Raw genomic sequence first — 21,678 nt, forward strand, 5'->3', positions numbered from 1 at the left:
CGTCCCTTTTTTTGCCGGTCATATGGAAGGGAGGAACCAAGATGGAGTCACCTTACCTGCTGGAGATGAATGGAGTTTCCAAAGCATTTCCGGGTGTGCAGGCACTAAGTCAGGTCACATTGAAAGTGAAACCGGGGACGGTTCACGCCTTGATGGGAGAGAATGGAGCGGGGAAATCCACACTTATGAAATGTCTGTTCGGCATGTATCACCCGGATGAAGGAACGATACGTATCGAAGGAAAGGATGTGGATATTCCGAATTCCAAAGCGGCACTTCAGCAAGGCATATCCATGATTCATCAGGAGCTGAATCCGGTCCCGCATCGTCCGGTGATGGAGAATATATGGCTGGGTCGTTTTCCGATGAGGGGAATACTGGTGGACGAGAAACGGATGTATACCGATACGCTGGCCCTGTTCAAGGACTTGAACCTGGATATTGATCCGAAGGCTCAGGCGGGAACACTGTCTGTCTCCAAGATTCAATCCATGGAAATTGCCAAGGCGGTCTCTTTTCAATCCAAAGTCATCGTCATGGATGAGCCAACTTCTTCCCTGACAGGCAAGGAAGTGGATCAGCTCTTTACCATTATTAATGAACTGCGCAGTCGCGGCGTATCCATTATCTATATTTCACACAAGATGGAGGAGATCCTGACGATCTCGGATGAAGTGACGATCATGCGTGATGGTTTCGTTGTCGGGACATGGGATGCTGCTGATCTAACGACAGATCTGATCATTACGCGTATGGTTGGCCGTGATCTGGACGAACGTTTCCCGGAACGGACGAACGTACCCGGTGAAGTGATATTAAAAGCCGAGGGTCTGACATCAAGCCAGTCCAAATCGTTTTGTGATGTATCCTTTGAGCTACGAAAAGGGGAAGTGCTTGGCATTGGCGGCCTGGTTGGAGCACAGCGGACAGAACTGATTGAGTCCTTGTTTGGACTGCGTGGACTCGTTTCAGGTACAATTTCGATTCATGGGCGCAAGGTGAAGATTAACTCCCCCGCCGCAGCGAAGCGTCATAACATCGCGTTGCTCACGGAAGAAAGAAGGGTCACAGGAATCTTCCCGGTGTTGTCGGTGTATGAGAACACGATCATTGCCAGTCTGGGGCGCTACCGAAATCGTGTGGGCTTGCTGGACGAGAAAAAGGGCCGCGAAGAGGCACGTGAGCAAACGCTGAAGTTTAGAACCAAAACGCCTTCAGTTAACACGCTGATTCGAAACTTGTCTGGCGGAAATCAGCAGAAAGTTCTGCTGGCCCGTTGGTTATTGACCGACCCGGAGATTCTGTTGCTGGATGAACCGACACGTGGAATCGATGTAGGTGCCAAGTTTGAGATTTACACCATTATTACGGAACTGGCTCGTCAGGGCAAAAGCATTATCATGATTAGCTCGGAGATGCCCGAACTGTTGGGTATGTCGGATCGCATTATGGTGATGAGCGAAGGGCGTCTCACCGGAATCGTGGACGGAGCCGAGGCAACAGAGCAGGATATTATGAGGCTGGCCGCGCAGCAGCGGATGGCTTAGTCAGGAGGGAAACAGATGAACACACAGATGATCAATCAAGTGAAACAATATGTAACACAGCGCGCCATCTTTATCGTACTGATCCTGCTCATCATTGGTATTGCGATTGCCGATCCGAATTTTCTGGCCTTCTCCACACTGCGGGACATCTTACAGCAGTCCTCCACACGGGCCATTATTGCGCTCGGTGCAGCCTTTATCCTTGTCACGGGCGGGGTCGATCTATCCGCTGGACGGGTGGTTGGTCTGACAGCGGTTGTATCGGCATCGATGCTACAAATTGACGAGTATGCCAATCGCTTCTTCCCCGATCTGCCCCACTTATGGGTGGGTCTGCCGATCCTTGTCGGGATTACCGCAGGTCTGTTTGTGGGATTGGTCAATGGACTCATTGTCGCCAAATTACATGTGCCACCTTTTATCGCAACGCTGGGTACAATGGTTGCCGTGTACGGACTGAACTCCATTTATTTTGATACGGAACCCAACCAGTCACAGCCGATCGGAGGATTGAGACCCGATTTTACCGTCATTGGCTCTGGATACATTGATCTGGGCGGAGGTTATTCCATCCCGTATATTGTCCTCATTGCTATTGCGGTGGCATTAATCTGCTGGGTAATCTTTAACAAAACACGTCTCGGCAAAAACATGTACGCGATCGGTGGCAACATTCAGGCGGCGCATGTATCCGGGATTCATGTGGCTCGCAACCTGGTTGCGCTGTATGCCATTGCGGGTGCACTGTATGGTCTGGGTGGTGTACTTGAGGCAGCACGCACAGGTGGAGCAACAAACAATTACGGTAACATGTATGAGCTGGATGCGATTGCCGCATGTGTAGTAGGCGGTGTATCAACGGCAGGAGGTATTGGAACGGTACCCGGGGTTATGGCGGGTGTGCTGATCTTCGGGGTCATCAACTATGGTCTAACGTTTATCGGTGTAAGTCCATACTGGCAGTTGATTATCAAAGGATTGATCATTGTTGCTGCGGTGGCTTTTGATATCCGTAAGTATATGGCGAAAAAATAAGATTAACGTGAAAAGGTTACACCGTTGTACTCCGAGTGCAGTACCATCCTCCGATCGCCCTTATCCCCTGATTTTCTTGATTCCCTATATTAATAGGGGAAAATCCGGTGATAAGCGTATGCTTCCGATGTAGCTTTCTCCTAGAAAGCTTTAGGCGAACGCTATCGCTTCTTCAGATTGGTTCTGCACTCTACGTTATCGTGTAAATAATTTGTTCATCTTATATGGAAAAGCAGCAAAGAAGCCAGCCCTCGGGATATAGAGAGCTGGCTTTAATTGTTTAACCATTGACCATCCAATCGATAACGGGGATAACTGGTCCAATGATGCATAAGAGCAACATAAATCCGGCGACGTTATAAGATACACTTGTGCCATAATGTGAACGATTTTTTTTGGCGATCAAGAAGGCTGGAATCCAGAAGAGGGCTGCTACTACAAAAGGAATGTGAAGTCCTTGAGTTCCGTTGCTATAAATAGGTATGTTTATTAAGTTAAAAAGATAATGACTGATCATAAAATTTGTTGTGCCCCATTGGAAATTAAAGGCGAGACCCATCAATAGTACGAGTAGAGAGAGCGTTCCGAGGCCCAGTGGTTTTCGTTGTGTTGTCATGTGATATCCTCCATAAGAAAGTATTTATCCTAAATTAATCCATTAATGTATTGTACCACAATATTGATCTATGCGAAGAGGAATTGTTTCACTTTTGTTGATTACAATTACATCATATGTCCTATTGCCTTCATAATTTATACATTCGTGCGAATTTGGCGAGCCTCCACTAATCGACAACATCAGCTAATCATAATCGATATAATACATGTACATAAGTTATTTGATGTGAGTTTTATGTCAAAGGGGGCGAGGCTGTTTGCTTAGTTACACGATGAAAATGGTGATATTCCCGCTAGGTTGTCTGCTTGTCATTCTGTCCTCTTATGTTCTCAGGCTTACCCCTAATATGGCAATAATGTCACTTTCGGCGACATTATTGGTAGCAAGTATTTATGGGGAGAGACGATATCCTGTGTTGCGAAAATTTCAGTGGATTTTTCTAGGGATATTCCACTATTTCAGTGAACTGAACTGGTGCAACATGCTGTATTATATGCTCATTATTTCAATGATCCAGGACAAACCAAGGTTGACGCAGACCTTGCCGATTTCGTTGCTGCTTATGCTGCAATATACGTTGATTCGGCTTTCGTATGTGCCTGTAGATACATATGCTTTGCTGGTTTCGTTATTTGACCTGTTAACCTCGGTTGTTATCATTTTTTTGTACCATACCTTAATCAACAGTGAGGTCGAGAAGCGTAGGCTTCGGGAAAAAAATCGGTTCCTGACCCTGCATGATCCGCTTACCGGACTGTTGAATTACGAAGGTTACATGGAGGTGTTACATAAGACAGTAGAAGAGCAACGGTCTTTTTTGCTTGTCCTTCTGAACGTCAATAACTTTAGCGGCTTTAAAAAAGAGTCAGAAGATCCTTGGTGTACGGTAATCACAGGTACAGGCCAGATGATCAGCAATCATTTCACCGAGGCCTATGGCATATCCCGGTATGCAGGAGACCGATTTGCGGTCGTTTTGCCAGAGATACAGGATGTGGAAGAACGAATGTCGTCACTACTATCCGTGCAACTTCAAGGACTCCAGGTAAGCTACAGCATCTCCCTGTACCCGGAAATGTCGGATTCGTTGCAGCACTTTATGACGGTAGCCGAGGATAGGCTGCTTCAACAACAGCGCAGCAAATGGCTGAAAAATGAAGAAGAAGTATTTCGTTCCGAGAGACTAAGGGCTGTAGGTGAACTGGCCGCGGGTATGGCTCACGAAATTCGGAACCCGCTTACCGCAATTCGGGGATTCCTGCAGCTGTCCCGTGGACAAGCGTTTAATATCGCGCCATGGTATGAAGTGATTATGGGTGAGGTGACAAGAGTAACCGATCTGACGGCTGAATTTTTGCAGTTTTCCAAACCACATGCGAATCACATGAAGCCTGAACATTTGGGTCACTGCCTTGAACGAGTGATGTCTTTGACCGAGTCAGATGCGGCATCCCGAGGGCATCAAATTACGCTTGAAATGACTAATGAGCCAGTTGTGATCATCATGGATCGAGATAAAATTGTGCAGGTATTGATCAATCTGATTCGTAACGCTTTTGAAGCAATGACAGACCCTGGTGAGGTCCATATGGATTTGTTGCAGGACGGAGACGCAGTGCTCATTTCAATTACAGATACAGGAAGCGGCATTCCGGAAAATTCGCTATCCACCATCTTTAATCCATTTTATACAACCAAAGAAGAAGGTACGGGACTTGGACTTGCGCTCTGCCAGAAAATCGTTCAGGATCACAATGGTAAAATTACCGTCCATAGTGAAATGGGGGTTGGCTCCACCTTCACGCTTCATCTGCCAATGGAGACATAAAGCGTATAAGGGATCCAAAGATAGCAATTAAGTAGTCATTAGACAAAAACATAAAAACGCCGCATGGGTCCAGAAGAACCCCGTGCGGCGTTTAATATTTCGATTAATAAGTTGATGTGTGGAGACTACATTGGTTCAGATCATTTTAGCTATATAAGAGTGTGTCTGCAAATTCAAGTAAGCGATATGATGATGGAGGTCAGCGTATAAAAGTCTGAAGTTCAAGCCGGTTGATCCTGGCGAATGGGTAGTCGATTTTCTAAGGAACATAGGACGTCTTATTTGGCCTTCAAGTCCTTACTTTAATTTGTAAGAAACTTCAGACACGTTATTTCCCAACATCCCATGAAAAAACGCTGAAAATGGCTGTTTATTTGGATATAACGTGTCTCAGGTTCTTTAGATTTCTGAGGGAGCTTCAAAAGCTTGAATAAGGCGCCTCAGATTCGTTAGTTTACGCTCTTGCTCTGTTCCAACCGCGAGCTGGACGATGTCCTCAAGCCCGCCCGGCACGGAGTGGAGCTTTTCATTTGGAATAGAGAAAATCCACTTTTGTGGCATATTGATCGCTTGTTCGCACGCGAAGGACATGTTCTCCCACATTCAGGATACAGCACATTCGCTTGCTCCGTACGCGCTAAGGTCCACTTCGGCATGGATTAACTTTGCAGAGTCGCTTTAGTTCGACTTATTGAGCTGTCCCTGATGTAACTGATAGTAGAATCCTTGTTGCTTCATCAACTCATCATGGTTGCCCCGTTCAGCGATCTGCCCATCATCAATGACGAGAATCTGATCGGCTTCACGAATCGTGCTCAGCCTGTGGGCGATGACAAAGCTGGTACGGTCTTTCATTAAAGTGCGCATCGCTTCCTGAATGTGCATCTCCGTACGCGTATCAATGCTGCTTGTTGCTTCATCCAGAATAAGAATGGCCGGATCAGCCAGAATTGCCCGGGCAATGGTCAGCAGTTGTCGTTGTCCCTGACTCAGGTTGCTTCCCCCGGAAATGATGGGGGTGTCGTAACCTTGTGACAGTTTTCGGATGAACGAATGTGCATTCGCCAGCTCAGCCGCTTGCCTGATCTGTTCATCGGTTGCGTCGGGCTTGCCGTAAGCGAGATTGTCGCGAATGGTACCCGAGAACAGGTAGGCATCCTGAAGTACAATGCCGAGTTGCCGACGGAGTTGATCCTTCTCCAGTTCCGAGATGTTACATCCATCGATGGTAATCCGTCCGCCTGTAATCTCGTAGAAACGGGGCAACAGGTTGATAATGGTCGTTTTGCCTGCGCCGGTGGGTCCAACAAGTGCAATCATCTCACCAGGTTTTGCAGTAAAACTGACCTTCTTCAAAATGTCTCGCTCCGCACTGTATCCGAAAGAGACGTCTTCAAATACCACTTTGCCTTGAATCTGATCCAGTTGTTTCTTCTGTTCCACTACGTATTCACCAGGCGTATCCATAATGTGGAACACACGTTCAGCACCTGCGATTGCAGCCTGAATGAGATTGTACTGATTGGCCAGATCGCTCAGCGGCCGCTCAATCTGGCGGGAGTAAGCGAGAAAGCTGACGATCAGTCCGATGGACGTCATTTCATGATAAGCCATCCATCCACCTACAGAAGCCAGTATGGCAAACCCGATATTGTTCATCACGTTCATCGTAGGTCCAACCAAACCCGAAACGGTCTGGGCCTGTGTGCTGGATGTGCGCAGTTTCTCGTTCAAATTCTCAAAATGTTGATGTGCCTGATCCTGACGGTTATAAGCCGCTACGACTTTTTGTCCAGCAATGGTTTCCTGAGCATACCCATTAAGCTCACCAAGCAATTTCTGCTGGGCGGTGAAGTGTTTACGTGTTCTTGACGCGATCAGGCGAGTGGCGATGGTAATGAAGGGTACAGTCACCAGACTGAGCAGGGTAAGCCGTACATCAAGTGCAAACATGATCGACAAGGAGCCAACGAGCAGGATGGCACTGGACATCAATTGAGTTACGCTTTGATTCAGCGTTGTAGATACGTTATCGATATCATTGGTCGCCCGGCTCATGAGATCCCCGCTTTGATTTTTATCAAAAAAATGGATAGGCAGCTCTTGCAGTCGGGAGAACAACGCATGTCGCAGATCTTTAACGGTCAGTTGGGACACACCAATCATGACATAGGATTGAGCCCACATCAGGAGTGAGCCAAGGACATAAACACTCAGCAAGAGGAGACATTCCTTCAGCAAACCCGCTGTTACTTTGGGAACGATATGTTCGTTAACGGCACGGCCGAGAAGGTAAGGTCCTGCCAGATTGAGCAGTGTTCCAAGAGCCGTCAGCACTAATGCAGCAATGACTCCTTTGCGATGACGTCCCATGTACGACCATACCCGGATCAGGGCATGGCGAGCATTTTTGGCTCTGACTTTGGGAACAGGTACTCTGCCTGCTGGTCCGGGTCTTCCGATGGGAGGCACGGCCGTTTGTTGTATGGAGGAAGATGCAGGTTTAGCCAAATTGAACATCCTCCTTCCGTTGCTGCGAATAATAGATGGCATTATAGTGAGTCGAATGAGCCATAAGGTCATCATGTGTGCCCCTGGCAACGATCTGTCCTTCATCAATAACATATATACAGTCTGCATCCTTCACGGAGGAGATCCGCTGTGCAATCAAAAAGGTCGTGCTGTCTTTCATCAAAGATTGCAAAGCCTTCTGAATGCTCGCTTCCGTACGCAGATCCACAGCACTGGTGCTATCATCCAGAATCAGTACTTCCGGTCGCATGAGCAGGGCGCGTGCAATGGAAATCCGCTGTTTCTGCCCACCAGACAGATTGACCCCGCGCTGGCCCAGTTCCGTGTCATACCCGTCTTTCAGTTTCATAATAAAATCATCCGCTGCCGCAGCTTGTGCCGCAGCACGCAATTCAGCATCCGTTGCACCGGGCCGGCCGAAGCAAATGTTATCCCGGATGCTGCCGCTGAACAGAATGGATTCCTGTAGCACAATGGACACACGGCTGCGAAGATCTTGAAGATCCCAGTGACGAACGTTCACCCCATTCACGAGCACTTCACCCTGCGAAGCATCGTATAGACGGGGAATCAGCTGCACCAGCGAGGTTTTGCCTGAACCTGTTGAACCGATCAGGGCCACTTTCTCACCCGGGCGAGCCTTCAGGTTAATGTCAGTGAGTGCATGGTCTCCGTCATAACGGAAAGATACGTCTCTGAACTCCACTTGACCGCCTGTGTGGGAGGGAAGAGAAGACGTTTGGTTTCGGGACTGATCACGAGTAGACGGGGATGACTGTACATTCCCGGAGTTATCGGTTCCCGATTGAATATCCGGCTGTGTATGTAACACCTCGTTGATCCGTGCAGCAGATACCTTGGCGCGGGAGAAACTCATCATCATCATGCCGATGGACGTGAGGGAAGAGAGTACAACCGTGACATAGTTGATAAAAGCAATCAGATCCCCGGCAGCAATATCGCCTCCGACTACCTGGAAACCTCCGAACCACAGCACCGCTACAATGGTAGCATTCAGCATCAGGCTGAGCACGGGTGCATTCAGTGTGACAATACGCCAGGCTTTGACGGCGGTTGTAGTGTAATCTTCGTTGGATTGCTTGAACCGTTTTTTCTCCAGACGTGCACGTGCAAATGCTTTGACGACACGAATGCCGGCAAGATTCTCCTGAAGCACAGCGTTGACCTGATCAAGCTTGCTCTGCACACTGGCGAACAGCGGATAGGAAGCTTTTATCAGAATAAATAAAATAATAAACAGCACCGGTACAGTCGCAATAAGAATTAAAGCCAGCTTTACACTGATCGTAAACGCCATGATGATACTACCGATGATTAGCATTGGTGAACGGATAAACATCCGTAGCAGCATCTGTACAAAGGTCTGCATCTGGGTAATGTCACTGGTCAGACGAGTGATCAGAGATCCTTCCTGAAACGTATCCAGATTGCGGAAGGAGAAGGTTTGAATATGGTCAAACAGTTCTTGGCGCAGATCTGTGCCGTATCCAACGGCAGCTTTACTTGAATAGAGTGTACAGCCTGCGCCGCCAACCCAGCCGATTAACGCAACAAGTAGCATGATCAGACCTGTAGTCACGATATGGGGCAGATTCCCTGCAAGTACACCATCATCCACGATGCTGGACATCAGCTTGGGCTGGAGCAGGTCCATGGTAACCTCAAGTACCATGAGCAGCGGGGCGACGATTGCCGCCGACTTATACGGGGTCAAGAATCGTTTTAACGTCCACAATAGGGAATCACCTCAATCTTCATAGCATAAGTGAATCAATTTCATAATACCTTTAGCTGCTTCAATCGCGAATCTGCATCACCTCAAGCTTCACGCAAGTTTTGGAGCATACGCTGTGCAAGTGCAGCCATGATCTCGGATTCTTCCGGTGTAAAATCTTTCTGGGCTTGCTGTTCCAACTCCTGAATCACTTCTCTCAATTCTTGTAGCGCAGAGCGCCCTTGATCCGTCAGGTATACCCGCAAACTGCGCATATCTTTCGGGTCTGCTTCACGTCTCACATAACCGGATGATTCCATGCGCTTGAGCATCACGGTTACCGTTGCGGGACTGCGCTGAAGTTGTTCGGCCAGGTTTTTCTGGGATTGGCCATCTTCCCGTTCAAGCTGGAACAGCAAAGGGGGCTGCCCCGGGTATAACTCGGGGTGGTTCACAAGTTTCTCATGAACCTTGTAGCGTTTCAGTTTCACGAGTTCGGATAGCTGGCCCATTAACCGATCATTTTGGACTGGGTTCATATCATCTACTCCATTTCTACCTTCGTTCCATCTTCTCGGTACAGAAAACCAGACTTTTTGAACATGCACATTTAGTTAGTCGACTAACTAAATTTTAAGTTTGATTTGATATATCGTCAAGTGAATGCAAGTCGTTAATTTTGGATTTAAGGTATTTCCAGGTCGATTGGCTGGAAAGTAAACAAGTAAAATAGATAAGAAAAAAACAAAAACCTCTACTTTGAGCGAAAGAGAGCATGATAACTAACTCTGTTCCGGTCTCTAAGAGAGGTTTTTTGGTATTGTCACACGTTAAGTGTGGAGTGTAAGAAAATTATTTTTTGGAGAACATTTCTTTGGCTTCATCCATGGCCATTTTATTACCGATCGATGAGTAATCCAGCCAAGGTTGTGCACCAATCGGGTAGACATGGCCGGCTTTGACTGCTTTCAGGCCTTGCCAGATCGGATTGTTTTGTAGCTCCTTGAACATGGTCTGGGCTTCATCATCCGAATTCACAACTACAAAGATCGCATCTGCATCATAGTCCGGCAATATTTCACGGGAGACGACTTGATACGGTTTAGTCGAATCGATATCTGTGATCCCTTTGGCAGGAGTCAGACCGAGATCCTCATACAAAATGGGACCCATGGGACGGCGTGTACTGAATACACGTAATTCTTTGGCAGTAACACGGATCGCCATCACAGTACCATCACCAATCGTGTCATGAATCAGAGATTTCACTTCTTCCGTTTCGGTTGCGTAGTCCTGAATGTATTGCTCAGCTTCCTTCTCGCGATTTACGAGTTTGCCAATGTCTTTCAGATGATCGCGCCATGTACCGTCATCCAGATTGAAGACATGCACCGGAGCAATTTTTTCGAATTTGGCAATATCACCACCGGAGAATTCTTCGTCCAGATAGATCACATCGGGTTTCAGGGCAAGCAAAGCTTCCATATCCGGGTCTTTAACCGGACCAAGTGGCGTTGTATTTTGAAGTTGATCAGCAACATGGGACAGGAAGCCTTTGGCTTCGCCACCGATAACGGAACCAACTGGAGTAATACCGAGAGACAGCAGATCATTGGTCAGATGGATCGACATGGAGGCAATACGTGGCTCTCCTGAACTTGCACTGTTGTCCTGATTGTTGCTTGAAGTATCCGTGGACGAACCGCCAGAAGCAGATGATGAATTATTGGCCGTTCCACAGGCTGCGAGCACAAGCACCAGACAGATACTCATGACAAGCATAAGATTTTTCTTTAACATGGGTAGTCACATTCTCCTTGAACATCTCTTGGATGTCTTTATTGTTTTTTGAAAAAAAAAGATCACTTGCTTCGTACTAAAAGGTACAAAAAGTAAGGTGCACCAATCGCAGCAACCACCACGCCTGCCGGAATGGCGTTAGGCTGAAAGATCGTTCGCCCGATCGTATCGGCGGTCACCAGAATAACCATACCGATGAGCCCGGCAGCAGGGATCAGATGCCGATGCATCGGACCGACAAGTCTGCGCGCCAGATGTGGTGCCGCCAGACCGATAAAGCCGATCCCACCAGCCATCGATACACTGACGGCAGACAAGGCCACGGCACAGAGCAGCAAAATAACACGCTGGGATCGAACAGGCGTCCCGATACTGGTTGCGGCAGCATCACCAAGGTTGAAGGCATCAAGCGTTTTGGATCGACACCAAATGTACGAGATACATAACACCACCCAAGGAAGCAATGCTTGCACATGAATCCAATCCCGGCCCCAGACGCTTCCTGCCAACCAGCGAGCGGCAAAGGAATAGGTGTCTTCATCCAGACGCAGGGATAGGTAGAGTGTCAACGCATGGAACCCGGCCGCTACCGCGATTCCCACCAGAATCAGCTTAATGGGTGATACGCCGTTGTGCCGATCATAAGATAACAGCATGATGATCAGGGCGGCGGCAACACTGCCTGCAAAAGCAAACAACGGAATCAGTAAGGCTACAGAGCCATCCATTGTAAAGGAGAGACTAACAAACACCATTAGTCCAAATGCTGCCCCCGCATGTAATCCCAGAATACCCGGGTCCGCCAGTGGATTGCGGGTGATCCCTTGCAAGGCCGCTCCGGCAATACCAAGTCCCGCTCCGGCCAGTACAGTTACCAGGATGCGAGGAAGTCGGTAATCAAACAGTACAATCTGATCATCCGAACTGCCATTACCAAGCAAAGTCTGTAACACAGCCACTGGAGAGAGACGAATGGTTCCCGTGTTCAGGCTGATCACAATAACGGCAATGGCGATGCAGAGCAGCGTGATACTGACAACTATCGAACGTTTACCTCGTGAAGGTGTATTAAAATTCATCGCTATAAGGCCCTCCTTTCTTTACGGGCCAGATAGAGGAAGAACGGTACACCGACAAAAGCGACCATAATGCCTACCGCGAGTTCCTCGGGCGGGTTCACGATGCGTGAGCCCAGATCGGCGAGCACCAGTAATATCGCTCCCAGCAGAGAAGACATCGGAATGATGAGTCGATAATCCACACCCACCAGTTTGCGTGAGATATGGGGGATGACAAGTCCGACAAATCCAATCGAGCCTACTGCCGACACGGACACACCAGCCAGCACAACAACTGCTGCGAGGGCGAGAAACCTCGTCCAGCGCAGGTTGATCCCGAGATTAATCGCCACTTCTTCACCGAGTGACATAAGTGATACACGCCGGGCGAGTGGCATAATCAGTACTAGTGTGGCGAGCAGCACGGGAAGAATCAGCTTCAGATGCCGCCATTCTATTCCGCCAAAACCTCCCGCATACCAGAAGGCCAGATCCTGACTCAGGTCAAAATAGATGGCAACGCCTGTGCTGAGCGAGGTTAACATGGCTGCAATAACGGCCCCGGCAACGGTCAGTCTGATGGAATTCAGACCACCAGGTGCTGCCATTCCAAGCAGGAAGATTAGCAGTGTGCCCAGAACAGCCCCCACGAATGATAAAACCATGATCCAGCCATATGACAGTCCGGGCCAAAAGGCAAAGCTCAGTGCTACGACAAAAGTGGCTCCAGCATTGATGCCCAGAATGCCCGTGTCTGCCAGCGGATTACGCGTAATACCTTGCATTAAAGCTCCTGCAACGGCAAAGGCAGCGCCGATAATAACCGCGGCAAGGACACGAGGCAGCCGCAGCTCATGAATAATCTGATGTGGCGTCAAAGCTGGGTTGTACTGAAATATGGCAGCCCATACGGTTTCCAGCGTTAACCCTTTGGCACCTAAAGAGATTGCGACAAACATACTTAGCAGCAGTATGGCTATGGCAGACAAAAACGTCAGCCCAACGGTCACTGCAGATTTTTTGGAATTAGACGGACGATGTGGCAGTCCCGGATGTTGAATACGGGTCACTCCTTTGGTACCAACAACGCATTTCATTGTTATTGATTATCATTATCAATTAGTGATCATTATAGAATCTTAATTCAGGCCCGTACATGGCATAAATTAAGATTTTGGGGATGGACATTTTTTAGATTACAAAAGTGAAGGTTTGTTCGTCAACATAGAGAGCGCTTCATCGAGCTGGATGTTGATGGAATATGGAGCATATACGACCCATGAGTTCCAGTCGATGAGATGTACACGTCCGTTTTTTACCGCAGGATGGCTGTTCCACAGTGGATTCGAAGCCATCTCTTTCAACAGTGTTGCCTTTTCATGCATAGGATTAATCGCCAGTACCAGCACATCTGCCTCCAGTCCGTCCCATTCTCCTGGTGTGAAGGGCAGCCAGTTGAATCCAACGCCGGGAGATTTGCCAGCCAGTTCGTTCTGAATCCGCTGAGGAGCGGCCAATTGCAAGGTTCGATAAAAGACATGTCCAAAGTTCCGATGGCTGTACATCCGTGGACCTTTAGGAGTCAAGGTGCCAACGGCAACGGTAATGGTCCCCACGAATTCCTTGATTTTTTTGCGTGCACGCTCTGCCTTGCGTTCATGTCGATCCAGCCAATCTGTCGCTGCTTGGGTACGATCCACAATGGATGCAATCTGATGCAGATGACCAAAGACGTCAGTCTGGTTCCAGGGAATCGTGATGATGGGGGCGACATCGCCAATATGCTCCATCGCTTTGGCAGCTGCATTGTCCTTGGTCAGAATCAATTCAGGATTCACATCCAGGAAGGCCTGACGTCCCTGTTCCCACGGTTCATAAGCGTGGAAGGGCAGTGCCAACGATTTGGGCATATGAGGCAGGTGGCCCTGAATCTGAGCTGCGCATGGTGTGATACCCAGTGTCATCAGGTGATCCGTGTATGGATAGGAGAGCGACACAATATTCCGATGCACCTGCTTCGCATAGGAAGTGGGAGCATATCCAGCATGGTTCCGGAAACGTCGGCTGAAATAAAATTCGTCACGGTAACCCACTTCACGAGCCACATCACGGATACGCAGATCGGAAGTGAGCAACAATTCCTTGGCCCGGTTCATACGCAAATGAGTGATGTATTCAATCGGATTCTTCTGCATGCGGCTCTTGAATAGCTGCGAGTAATAGGATGGATGCATGTCAGCCAGTTCAGCCAGCTTTTCCAGTTTGATCTCGTGCATGTAGTTTTCGCGCATGTATTGCAGGGTGGACCTGAGCCACTGTTCGGGTTCATCCTGCCCAGCCCCTACGTCAGTCTGGTCTTCTTGAGGCCAGAGCATATGTAACAGTTCAGTTAGGAAGAGCTGTGCCTTCAGGCCTGTTTCCAAACCTTCGTTGGTCAGTTGTGTAAGCTGTGCGGCAATGCGCTGTATACCGTAAAATGGGCCCTGAATCCAGCCTGTAACAGGTGAACTGAGCTCACGTTCGTAGATTCGTCTGGATTTTGTTTTCTCCGTAGCCCGATACAGATCAAAGTGAATGATATACAGTTCAATATCATGGTCTTCATCACTAATCAGTTCAATCGCAGTTCCTGGTGTGCACAGACAAGCTGATTTGCGAACCACGTGGGATTCGGTCTCATTCATAATCAGTTGGCCTGTGAATTTGTGCATGTATATGAAGGTATGATGAGCAAGCTCAGTTGTGGACCAGCGCCATTTCCCTCGGGTTATTATATGTTCTGCCTGACGAAGTTCAATCAGGGTATCATTCAAGAATGCATCCAGGCCTGCCCGGGTTGAGGATTCCTTTTCTGCATTGAGACTTGTCTGCTGATGTAACATGTGTGGATTCATGTCGTTGTGGGTGGTACCAGGGATGGTAGTCATGGTGCTATGCGACCTCCTCTCTTTTGAACAGTTAAGTAATAATGAATGAATCTGATACGTATCGTATTTTCTCGGGCCTGAACGTCTTACTTGAACATCTATTGATGCGTTTTGCATGATGCTATAATTATTAGCTGCCTTGGCAAAAAAACGCGTTTGCAGTATAGTCAGATGTTTTCTGAATAGCACACGAGTATGATCCCGTTATCAGATGTGATCGATAGTTTAAGCAGATTGTCGCTAGTTACAAGTAGTTTAGGGACAAGACTTCTTGGCCCTAGTCTGCTGATAATCTTAGCAAATCTACTGGAGAATTGAAATGTACACAGATATGTTCGAGGCCCTGATGAGCTTGAATTCTATTGAAAGCACATCATCGAAATCGTTTTCTGACGTAAGCGTTTCTTTTTGGTAAAATAAAGGGGATAACATGTTGGCCTGATCTGAATCATGAACCTTTTCAACTCAAATTGCAGTAGGGAGGCTTTAATATGACAGAAATAGTGGGACGGGACAAAGTACGCTGGGGCATTATGGGCACGGGATGGATTGCATCCCAGTTTGCAAGGGATTTGGAGCATGCCGGGAACGCAGTGAAAGCAGCGGTAGGTTCACGGACAGCGGGAAGCGCGGAGAAGTTTGCAGCTGAATATGGTTTTGCACGCGCTTACGGTTCTTATGATGAGATGCTTCAAGACCCTGAGGTAGATATTATCTATGTGGCAACACCGCATCCTGTGCATAAGGAGAATGTAATGGCTTGTCTGGAGGCAGGCAAGGCGGTGCTCTGTGAAAAGCCGTTTACGATGAATGCGCGTCAGTTGGAGCAACTGGTGGAGACGGCACGAGAGCGCAACCTTTTCCTGATGGAAGGGATGTGGACACGCTTTTTGCCACCGATCGCTCAAGCCAGAGCATGGATCGCAGAAGGACGAATCGGTGAAGTACGTTTGCTCCAGGCAGACTTTGGATTCCGTGTTGGCTGGGAGCCGGAAGGAAGGTTGCTTAATCCGGATCTGGGTGGGGGCGCATTGCTGGATGCAGGAGTGTACCCGATTTCTTTTGCTTCGATGATCTTTGGCGAACAGCCCCAACATGTATGGAGTACGGCCAATATCGGTGAAACGGGTGTGGACGAGCAGTTTTCCGTATTATTGTCCTATTCCGAGGGACGTTCTGCGTCACTGAGTGCTGCCATTCGTCTGAACCTCAGCAATGAAGCGGTTATATACGGTACGGAAGGCAAGATTCGTCTTCCTTTATTCCTGGCGGGCAAAGAAGCCTATCTGCATGTGAATGGTCAGGATGAGCCGGAGAAGTTCACGGATGATCGAACATGTATTGGTTATGCTTTTGAGGCAGAAGAAGCGGGACGCTGTATCCTAGAAGGCCGCACGGAGAGCAATACCATTAAACTGGACGAATCTCTGGAAATCATGAAGCTGATGGACACCATTCGGGGCCAGTGGGGATTGCGTTACAAATCGGAGTAACAGACAGGAGCTGACGTGTGATGGTGAAGATTCTGATATCCGGGTTTGAACCGTTTGGCGGGGATGCGGTGAATCCGACGGGGGTGTTAATGGAGGCTCTTGCAAACGAAGTGATCGAGGGTGCTGAGCTAAAAACAGTACTGTTGCCCGTGCACTTTGATGAATGTGCAGACCTGCTGATCGCAGAGATGGAAGCCTATCGACCAGATGTGGTCATCGCCTGTGGGCTGGCCAAGGGCAGAACGTCCATCACACCGGAGCGGATCGCCGTGAATGTCAAAGATATTCCGCCGGGCTCCTACGCGGATAACCAAGGCCAGCGTCCTGTGGACGAGCCAATTGTAGATGGCAGCCCGGACGGTTTGTTCTCCACGTTGCCCATACGTGCCATGGTGAATGACATGTCCGCAGCAGGTATTCCCGCTACCGTGTCCAATACAGCAGGTACATATATCTGCAACAACACGATGTACCGGTTACTGGATCACATTCGAGTAGGGCAGCTTCCGATCCGTGCAGGATTTGTACACTTTCCCGCCTCCACAGAGATGGCTGTGTTGCAGCCTTCCGTCCCGTCGCTGCCTATTCCCATGATGCTGGATGCACTGCGGATTATGATTCGTACGGTTGTGGCTGATTCGTAGGGGATGGTTCCGATTGTTCGGCTGCGGTTGCAGCAAATCGTAGGTGACGGTTGGTTGGATTCGTAGATCGCAGTTGTGAGAGGGAGAGTAGTGAGTTGGGGTGATGGAGGTACAGTAGGGTTCAAGATGACGTGGAGAGCGTGTAGTTGCATGGTTTTTGTCTGCTTCGATCTTGGGTTGAGCAGAGTGTTAGATATGAGTATAAATATGAAGTTGAATAGAGAGTAAAAAAAGAGCTGTCCCATCGTCATAAGTCTGACGTTAGGGGACAGCTCTTTCTATTTCGTGTGTCATGTGTCATGGGTAGTGTAGTCCAACATGGTTAGTGAGGTCACTAGTTTGCAGCAAAGAATCTTGATGAAAGTTTTTTGCCTAGTTAAAAATTAGACTCTAAAACCGCAAACCGCAAACCGCAAACCGCAAACCGCAAATCCGAAACCAGGTAAGGCTTATACAACTGTTGCTGGAAAGTAGGAATTCAGCAAAACAGGTACGGGGCAGTTAAAGGACAGACTCCGATTCGTGCCCTCCTGAATACGACCTTTACTAACCCTAAGTAACTAAGCTCTTAAGAAACAAGACGCAAGGACACCACCATCACCCTGGCTAGCTAAGTGGTTTGTATCCACGAAAACCCCGAATAGACTTCTACGAAGCTTACTCCTCAGAACACCTTGGAACGGACTCAAACGAACCGAGCACACGCTATTCTAGGAAAATCTGCACATACCAATTTCTAACGAATCGTCGGATCGTTATTGGGTGGAATGAAGCGAATTTGTTGGTGATATGACCGATTTCTAACTGAATAGAGTGTCTGGGATTCGTTAGAATTTTCGTAGCATGATATTTGGCTAAATAAGGTGAACTGGGTTCGTAAGAGGAAAAAAACTGCGAATTTGTAGCACCCTAAGTCTACTTTTACAAACCACTTAAATTTCGAATCCCCGAATAGGCTTCTACAAAGCTTGCTCCTCAGAGCGTCTTGGAACGGACTCTAACGAACCGAGCACACGCTATTCGCCGAAAATCCGCACATACCAATTTCTAACGAATCGTAGAAGCGTTATTGTGTGGAATGAAGTGAGTTTGTCGGTGATAGGTTCGATTTTTAGCTGATTAGAGTGTCTGGGGTTCGTTAGAATTTTCGTAGCATGATATTTGGCTAAATAAGGTGCGTTGGGTTCGTAAGAGAAAAACTTGCGAATTTGTAGCACCCTAAGTCTACTTTTACAAACCATTTCGAATACCTAGGATAGGCTTCTACGAAGCTTGCTCCTCAGAGCATCTTGGAACGGACTCAAACGAATCGAGCACACGCTATTCGCTGATAAAACGCACATACCAATTTCTAACGAATCGTAGAAGCATTATTGTGCGAAATTATACGAGTATGTCGACGATATGAACGAATTCTAGCCGAATACGGTGTCTGAGATTCTTTAGAATTCTCATACTACGTTATTCGGCTAGATAAGGTGCGCTGGGTTCTTTAGATATAGAGCGAAGAGAAACTAACTCAAATTAAATCAAAGTTAGATTCGCAACAGATCAAGGTCGAACTCGGGAACGAGTCCTTCTTTCATGGCACGGCCAAGCAGTGCAGTGATTGCGCCGTAACCATCATCACCCAGGTTGGCGCTGAACTCATTAACATACAGTCCAATATGCTGTGCAGCTACGTCAGGGTCCATTTCTTGGGCATGTTCCATAACGTATGCTCTCGACTCATCCGGGTGCGCCCATGCATATTCAACCGACGCGCGTGCCCATCCGGCGAGGGCGTGAGCATCCATGTTGCGACGTGCGATGATTGCTCCAAGCGGGATCGGAAGGCCTGTGTCGCTTTCCCACCAGTTCCCGAGATCCGTCATTAGTTTGAGGTCATAATTCTGGTACGTGAAGCGTGCTTCATGGATGACAAGTCCGGCATCGATCTTGCCGTCTCGCACAGCAGGCATGATTTGGTCAAATGGCATGACAACAATCTCGCCTACACCGCCAGGAACATTTTGCGCTGCCCACAGACGGAATAATAGATATGCTGTCGAGCGTTCACTTGGCACAGCAACCCGTCGTCCAGACAGATATGCTGGATCGGTCGTGCCATTTGCGGTCAGAACCAGCGGGCCGCATCCTCTGCCGAGTGCACCACCAGCTGGAAGCAGAGCATAGTCAGACAGGACGTATGGCAGTGCTGCATAAGATATTTTCATCACTTCAGGTGTGTCGGGTCCATCGGGATTTGCCGCCAGACCATTGGTAATATCAATATCAGCATAACGGACATCCAGCTTAGGTGCTCCCGGGATTAAATCGTGCACCCACGCGTGAAAGATAAATGTATCGTTTGGACAAGGGGAAAATGCAATTTTCATGATGTAATAACCTCCCGTAAAATGGAACTTGCGGCCTGGAGCGCATCGAGGGCGTCCTTGATGCGCCAAGCGTCGCGGTCGCGTGGACCGACCGCGTTGGATATGGCCCGCAGTTCGAGTGCTGGCACGCCGAACTGCTGGGCAGCTGTTGCCACGCCGAAGCCTTCCATGCCTTCGGCGGCGGCATCCGGCACGCGGCGCAATAGCTCCGCGGCCGTCTCCGCTGTTCCGGTCGCCGTGGACACGGTGACCGCAGTGCCTCCGCTGACAGCGAGCCCAGCCCGCTGCAGCTCATGGCGCAGGCGAGCGGCAAGCTCCGCGTCCGCCGCCACAATGGACGAGCCGAATCCAAGCTCGTCCACACTAAGGAAGCCGTCTGGCGTCTGTGAGCCCAGATCGGCAGCAACCATGGCGTCGGCTACCACGAGGGAGCCGACGTCTGCCCGGCCGGGGAACCCGCCGCCGATGCCGGCACTGATCACCAGCATGTAGGCTGGTGATACGGCTCCGGCAAGGGGCCCCGGCCCATCCGATGTGGCAGATGCCTGTGCCACATCGGATGGGCTTGGCGCAGTGGAACCCTGCGCCAACGCCCTTGTGCTTGCAGCCGCTACGGCATATGCCAATGTAGCGGCTGTTCCTGCTGCGGCCGAGGCTGGGCCAACGCCCGCAGCAATGACGTCAAAGTGTTCCGCGGCCGTATCTCCCAAACCACGGAGGACCGCATCTTTTTCCGCATCAACCGCGGTTACAATTAACACACGTTGTGATGAATTTGCTTTTACCGGACTTATATCTGAAGTGTTTATTTCCCCCGTTGAATCCCCGTGGTGTCCACTATTTTCGAATGATGCGTTTGGTTTATTATTCTGATCTTTATCCTGTCTATGTTCATTCATCTCGGATTCTCCTTATGAGGTATTAGAAGTGTAACATATGCCTCCATAGTATCTTTCTTACAGCAAGCTTCTAGTTACACTTCTTAGGGTTACTACTTACTTCTATATTTTCGTGTAAATGTATAGTTCAGCTTATATAAATGGAATTCGGGCATATATTTGTCCACTACAAAAGGACATTTATCTTGATTTTGTCTTTCAAAGAGTGGACACTTTTTCTAAAAAGATACTATATCCATCCATGAATATGAAACACTACATATAGATGTTTTTAGATATAAAATTAAAAATAATCTATATGTAGAATATCAATTCCTAGGTGCTTTCTCATGTCCGTGTCCACCCTTTGAAAGACATATCTACAATATGTATGCACAGTGCGGACAGCACGAGTTGGCCCTCCAAACGAACAGATAAACGATTGAAAAGGCTGGAGTCTGCCCGACCCATTCAACGCGATTCATATATAAACCTTCGGATTTTTAGACCAACAAGCCAAATGAATAACGGGCCCAGTCTGCACTCGACCACTGCACAGTAGCTCATTTGTGCAAACCCGAATTTAAAGCAAATACACAGTTTTGCTAACTTTGATATAGCTGCCTACTGTACCGCCTACCGTTTGTGCAGACAATAGGTCTATAACGCAAGACAACTCAACACAACACAACACAACACATCTAACGCATAACAGACCTAACAATCAATCAGATTAAACGCACACAAAGAAGTAACAAAGATACAGTGATTACTGAACATAATTCCATCTCCATCATAACGGAAGGGGAAAGACCTGAACAACCTTTGCATGTAATTCTGTCAAAAGCGGTCAAGCAAAGATTTTGGGTAGCCGTATCATTTCAAGTAGCCACATCTAACCACATCGCCTCAGATAGCCTTTTTGCCTCATTTCATGTGAATGCCACCCTGATCCGAGCCCCATCCTAAGCCGAAATGAACTTGCTTCCAGTAGTGTGATATGTCAAATAAACCATATGATCTCTCTTTATTAACGTACTCCCAATAAAACAAGAAGTCAAAGTCAACGGTTGACAATTCGATTTAACTGTATTAATAATAGTAGTACAGTTAATACACCTAAGAGTTGAATACGTACAGCTGTACAGCTCAGGTAACGCCTTTTTTACACCCAGATAACTACACATGCACCTCAGATACAGTC

15 protein-coding genes are annotated in these 21,678 nt (G+C 48.2%); 5 read left to right on the plus strand and 10 right to left on the minus strand.

From position 1 onward, the window contains the following. The first annotated feature begins 41 nt into the window (after nucleotides 1-41). Together MHH25_RS05630 and mglC are read left to right on the plus strand one after the other, a co-directional pair. Nucleotides 42-1,547 carry a sugar ABC transporter ATP-binding protein gene (locus MHH25_RS05630; protein WP_340019419.1) on the plus strand — a complete coding sequence of 502 codons (1,506 nt, stop codon included), beginning with the start codon at nucleotides 42-44 and terminating at the stop codon, nucleotides 1,545-1,547. A 15-nt stretch (nucleotides 1,548-1,562) separates the two neighbouring features. Then, on the plus strand, nucleotides 1,563-2,582 hold the full coding sequence (gene mglC, locus MHH25_RS05635) for a galactose/methyl galactoside ABC transporter permease MglC (protein WP_017690326.1): 1,020 nt from the start codon (nucleotides 1,563-1,565) through the stop codon (nucleotides 2,580-2,582). 280 nt (nucleotides 2,583-2,862) lie between these two features. On the opposite strand, the gene MHH25_RS05640 is transcribed toward mglC, so the two are convergent. Next, on the minus strand, nucleotides 2,863-3,198 hold the full coding sequence (locus tag MHH25_RS05640) for a hypothetical protein (RefSeq protein WP_036606384.1): 336 nt from the start codon (nucleotides 3,196-3,198) through the stop codon (nucleotides 2,863-2,865). Between the two features lie 415 nt (nucleotides 3,199-3,613). Here MHH25_RS05640 and MHH25_RS05645 point away from each other — a divergent pair, with 415 nt between their 5' ends. Then, nucleotides 3,614-5,029: an ATP-binding protein gene (locus tag MHH25_RS05645; RefSeq protein ID WP_051446985.1), complete on the plus strand. Its 1,416-nt coding sequence runs from the start codon at nucleotides 3,614-3,616 to the stop codon at nucleotides 5,027-5,029. A gap of 678 nt (nucleotides 5,030-5,707) precedes the next feature. Here MHH25_RS05645 and MHH25_RS05650 read toward each other — a convergent pair. The 7 genes from MHH25_RS05650 to MHH25_RS05680 all read right to left on the minus strand — a co-directional run bounded on the left by MHH25_RS05650 (nucleotide 5,708) and on the right by MHH25_RS05680 (nucleotide 15,081). Beyond that, complete coding sequence (locus tag MHH25_RS05650) at nucleotides 5,708-7,540, minus strand: ABC transporter ATP-binding protein (RefSeq protein ID WP_340019420.1); 1,833 nt, start codon at nucleotides 7,538-7,540, stop codon at nucleotides 5,708-5,710. Then, entirely contained in the window at nucleotides 7,533-9,317 is a 1,785-nt protein-coding gene (locus tag MHH25_RS05655; RefSeq protein WP_101314193.1) for an ABC transporter ATP-binding protein, read from the minus strand. The genes MHH25_RS05650 and MHH25_RS05655 overlap by 8 nt, the downstream gene beginning before the upstream one ends. 83 nt (nucleotides 9,318-9,400) lie before the next feature. Continuing rightward, nucleotides 9,401-9,835 carry a MarR family transcriptional regulator gene (locus MHH25_RS05660; protein WP_101314192.1) on the minus strand — a complete coding sequence of 145 codons (435 nt, stop codon included), beginning with the start codon at nucleotides 9,833-9,835 and terminating at the stop codon, nucleotides 9,401-9,403. 313 nt (nucleotides 9,836-10,148) lie between these two features. Next, on the minus strand, nucleotides 10,149-11,096 hold the full coding sequence (locus MHH25_RS05665; protein WP_340019422.1) for an iron-hydroxamate ABC transporter substrate-binding protein: 948 nt from the start codon (nucleotides 11,094-11,096) through the stop codon (nucleotides 10,149-10,151). Between the two features lie 62 nt (nucleotides 11,097-11,158). Next, nucleotides 11,159-12,175, minus strand: coding sequence for an iron ABC transporter permease (locus MHH25_RS05670; protein ID WP_340019423.1), 1,017 nt, complete (start codon nucleotides 12,173-12,175; stop codon nucleotides 11,159-11,161). A 2-nt stretch (nucleotides 12,176-12,177) separates the two neighbouring features. Then, on the minus strand, nucleotides 12,178-13,251 hold the full coding sequence (locus MHH25_RS05675) for an iron ABC transporter permease (RefSeq protein ID WP_340019424.1): 1,074 nt from the start codon (nucleotides 13,249-13,251) through the stop codon (nucleotides 12,178-12,180). A gap of 99 nt (nucleotides 13,252-13,350) precedes the next feature. Beyond that, nucleotides 13,351-15,081, minus strand: coding sequence for an AraC family transcriptional regulator (locus MHH25_RS05680; RefSeq protein WP_340019425.1), 1,731 nt, complete (start codon nucleotides 15,079-15,081; stop codon nucleotides 13,351-13,353). A 491-nt stretch (nucleotides 15,082-15,572) separates the two neighbouring features. Between MHH25_RS05680 and MHH25_RS05685 the strand changes: the two genes are divergently transcribed. Together MHH25_RS05685 and MHH25_RS05690 are read left to right on the plus strand one after the other, a co-directional pair. Beyond that, a complete protein-coding gene (locus MHH25_RS05685; RefSeq protein WP_338591549.1) occupies nucleotides 15,573-16,574 on the plus strand; it encodes a Gfo/Idh/MocA family oxidoreductase in 1,002 nt (333 codons plus the stop codon). Nucleotides 16,575-16,594: 20 nt separating this feature from the next. After that, nucleotides 16,595-17,218 (plus strand): pyroglutamyl-peptidase I, encoded by a 624-nt coding sequence (locus tag MHH25_RS05690; RefSeq protein WP_340019426.1) that lies wholly within the window; start codon nucleotides 16,595-16,597, stop codon nucleotides 17,216-17,218. Nucleotides 17,219-18,753: 1,535 nt separating this feature from the next. Here the strand turns inward: MHH25_RS05690 and MHH25_RS05695 are convergent. Together MHH25_RS05695 and MHH25_RS05700 are read right to left on the minus strand one after the other, a co-directional pair. Next, on the minus strand, nucleotides 18,754-19,596 hold the full coding sequence (locus tag MHH25_RS05695) for a 1,4-dihydroxy-6-naphthoate synthase (RefSeq protein ID WP_339189420.1): 843 nt from the start codon (nucleotides 19,594-19,596) through the stop codon (nucleotides 18,754-18,756). Then, nucleotides 19,593-20,405, minus strand: coding sequence for a futalosine hydrolase (locus MHH25_RS05700; RefSeq protein WP_340020452.1), 813 nt, complete (start codon nucleotides 20,403-20,405; stop codon nucleotides 19,593-19,595). Before MHH25_RS05700 ends, MHH25_RS05695 begins: the two co-directional genes overlap by 4 nt. Nucleotides 20,406-21,678: the final 1,273 nt, after the last annotated feature.

It is taken from the genome of Paenibacillus sp. FSL H3-0457, from assembly GCF_037981725.1.
Classification (GTDB): Bacteria; Bacillota; Bacilli; order Paenibacillales; family Paenibacillaceae; genus Paenibacillus; species Paenibacillus amylolyticus.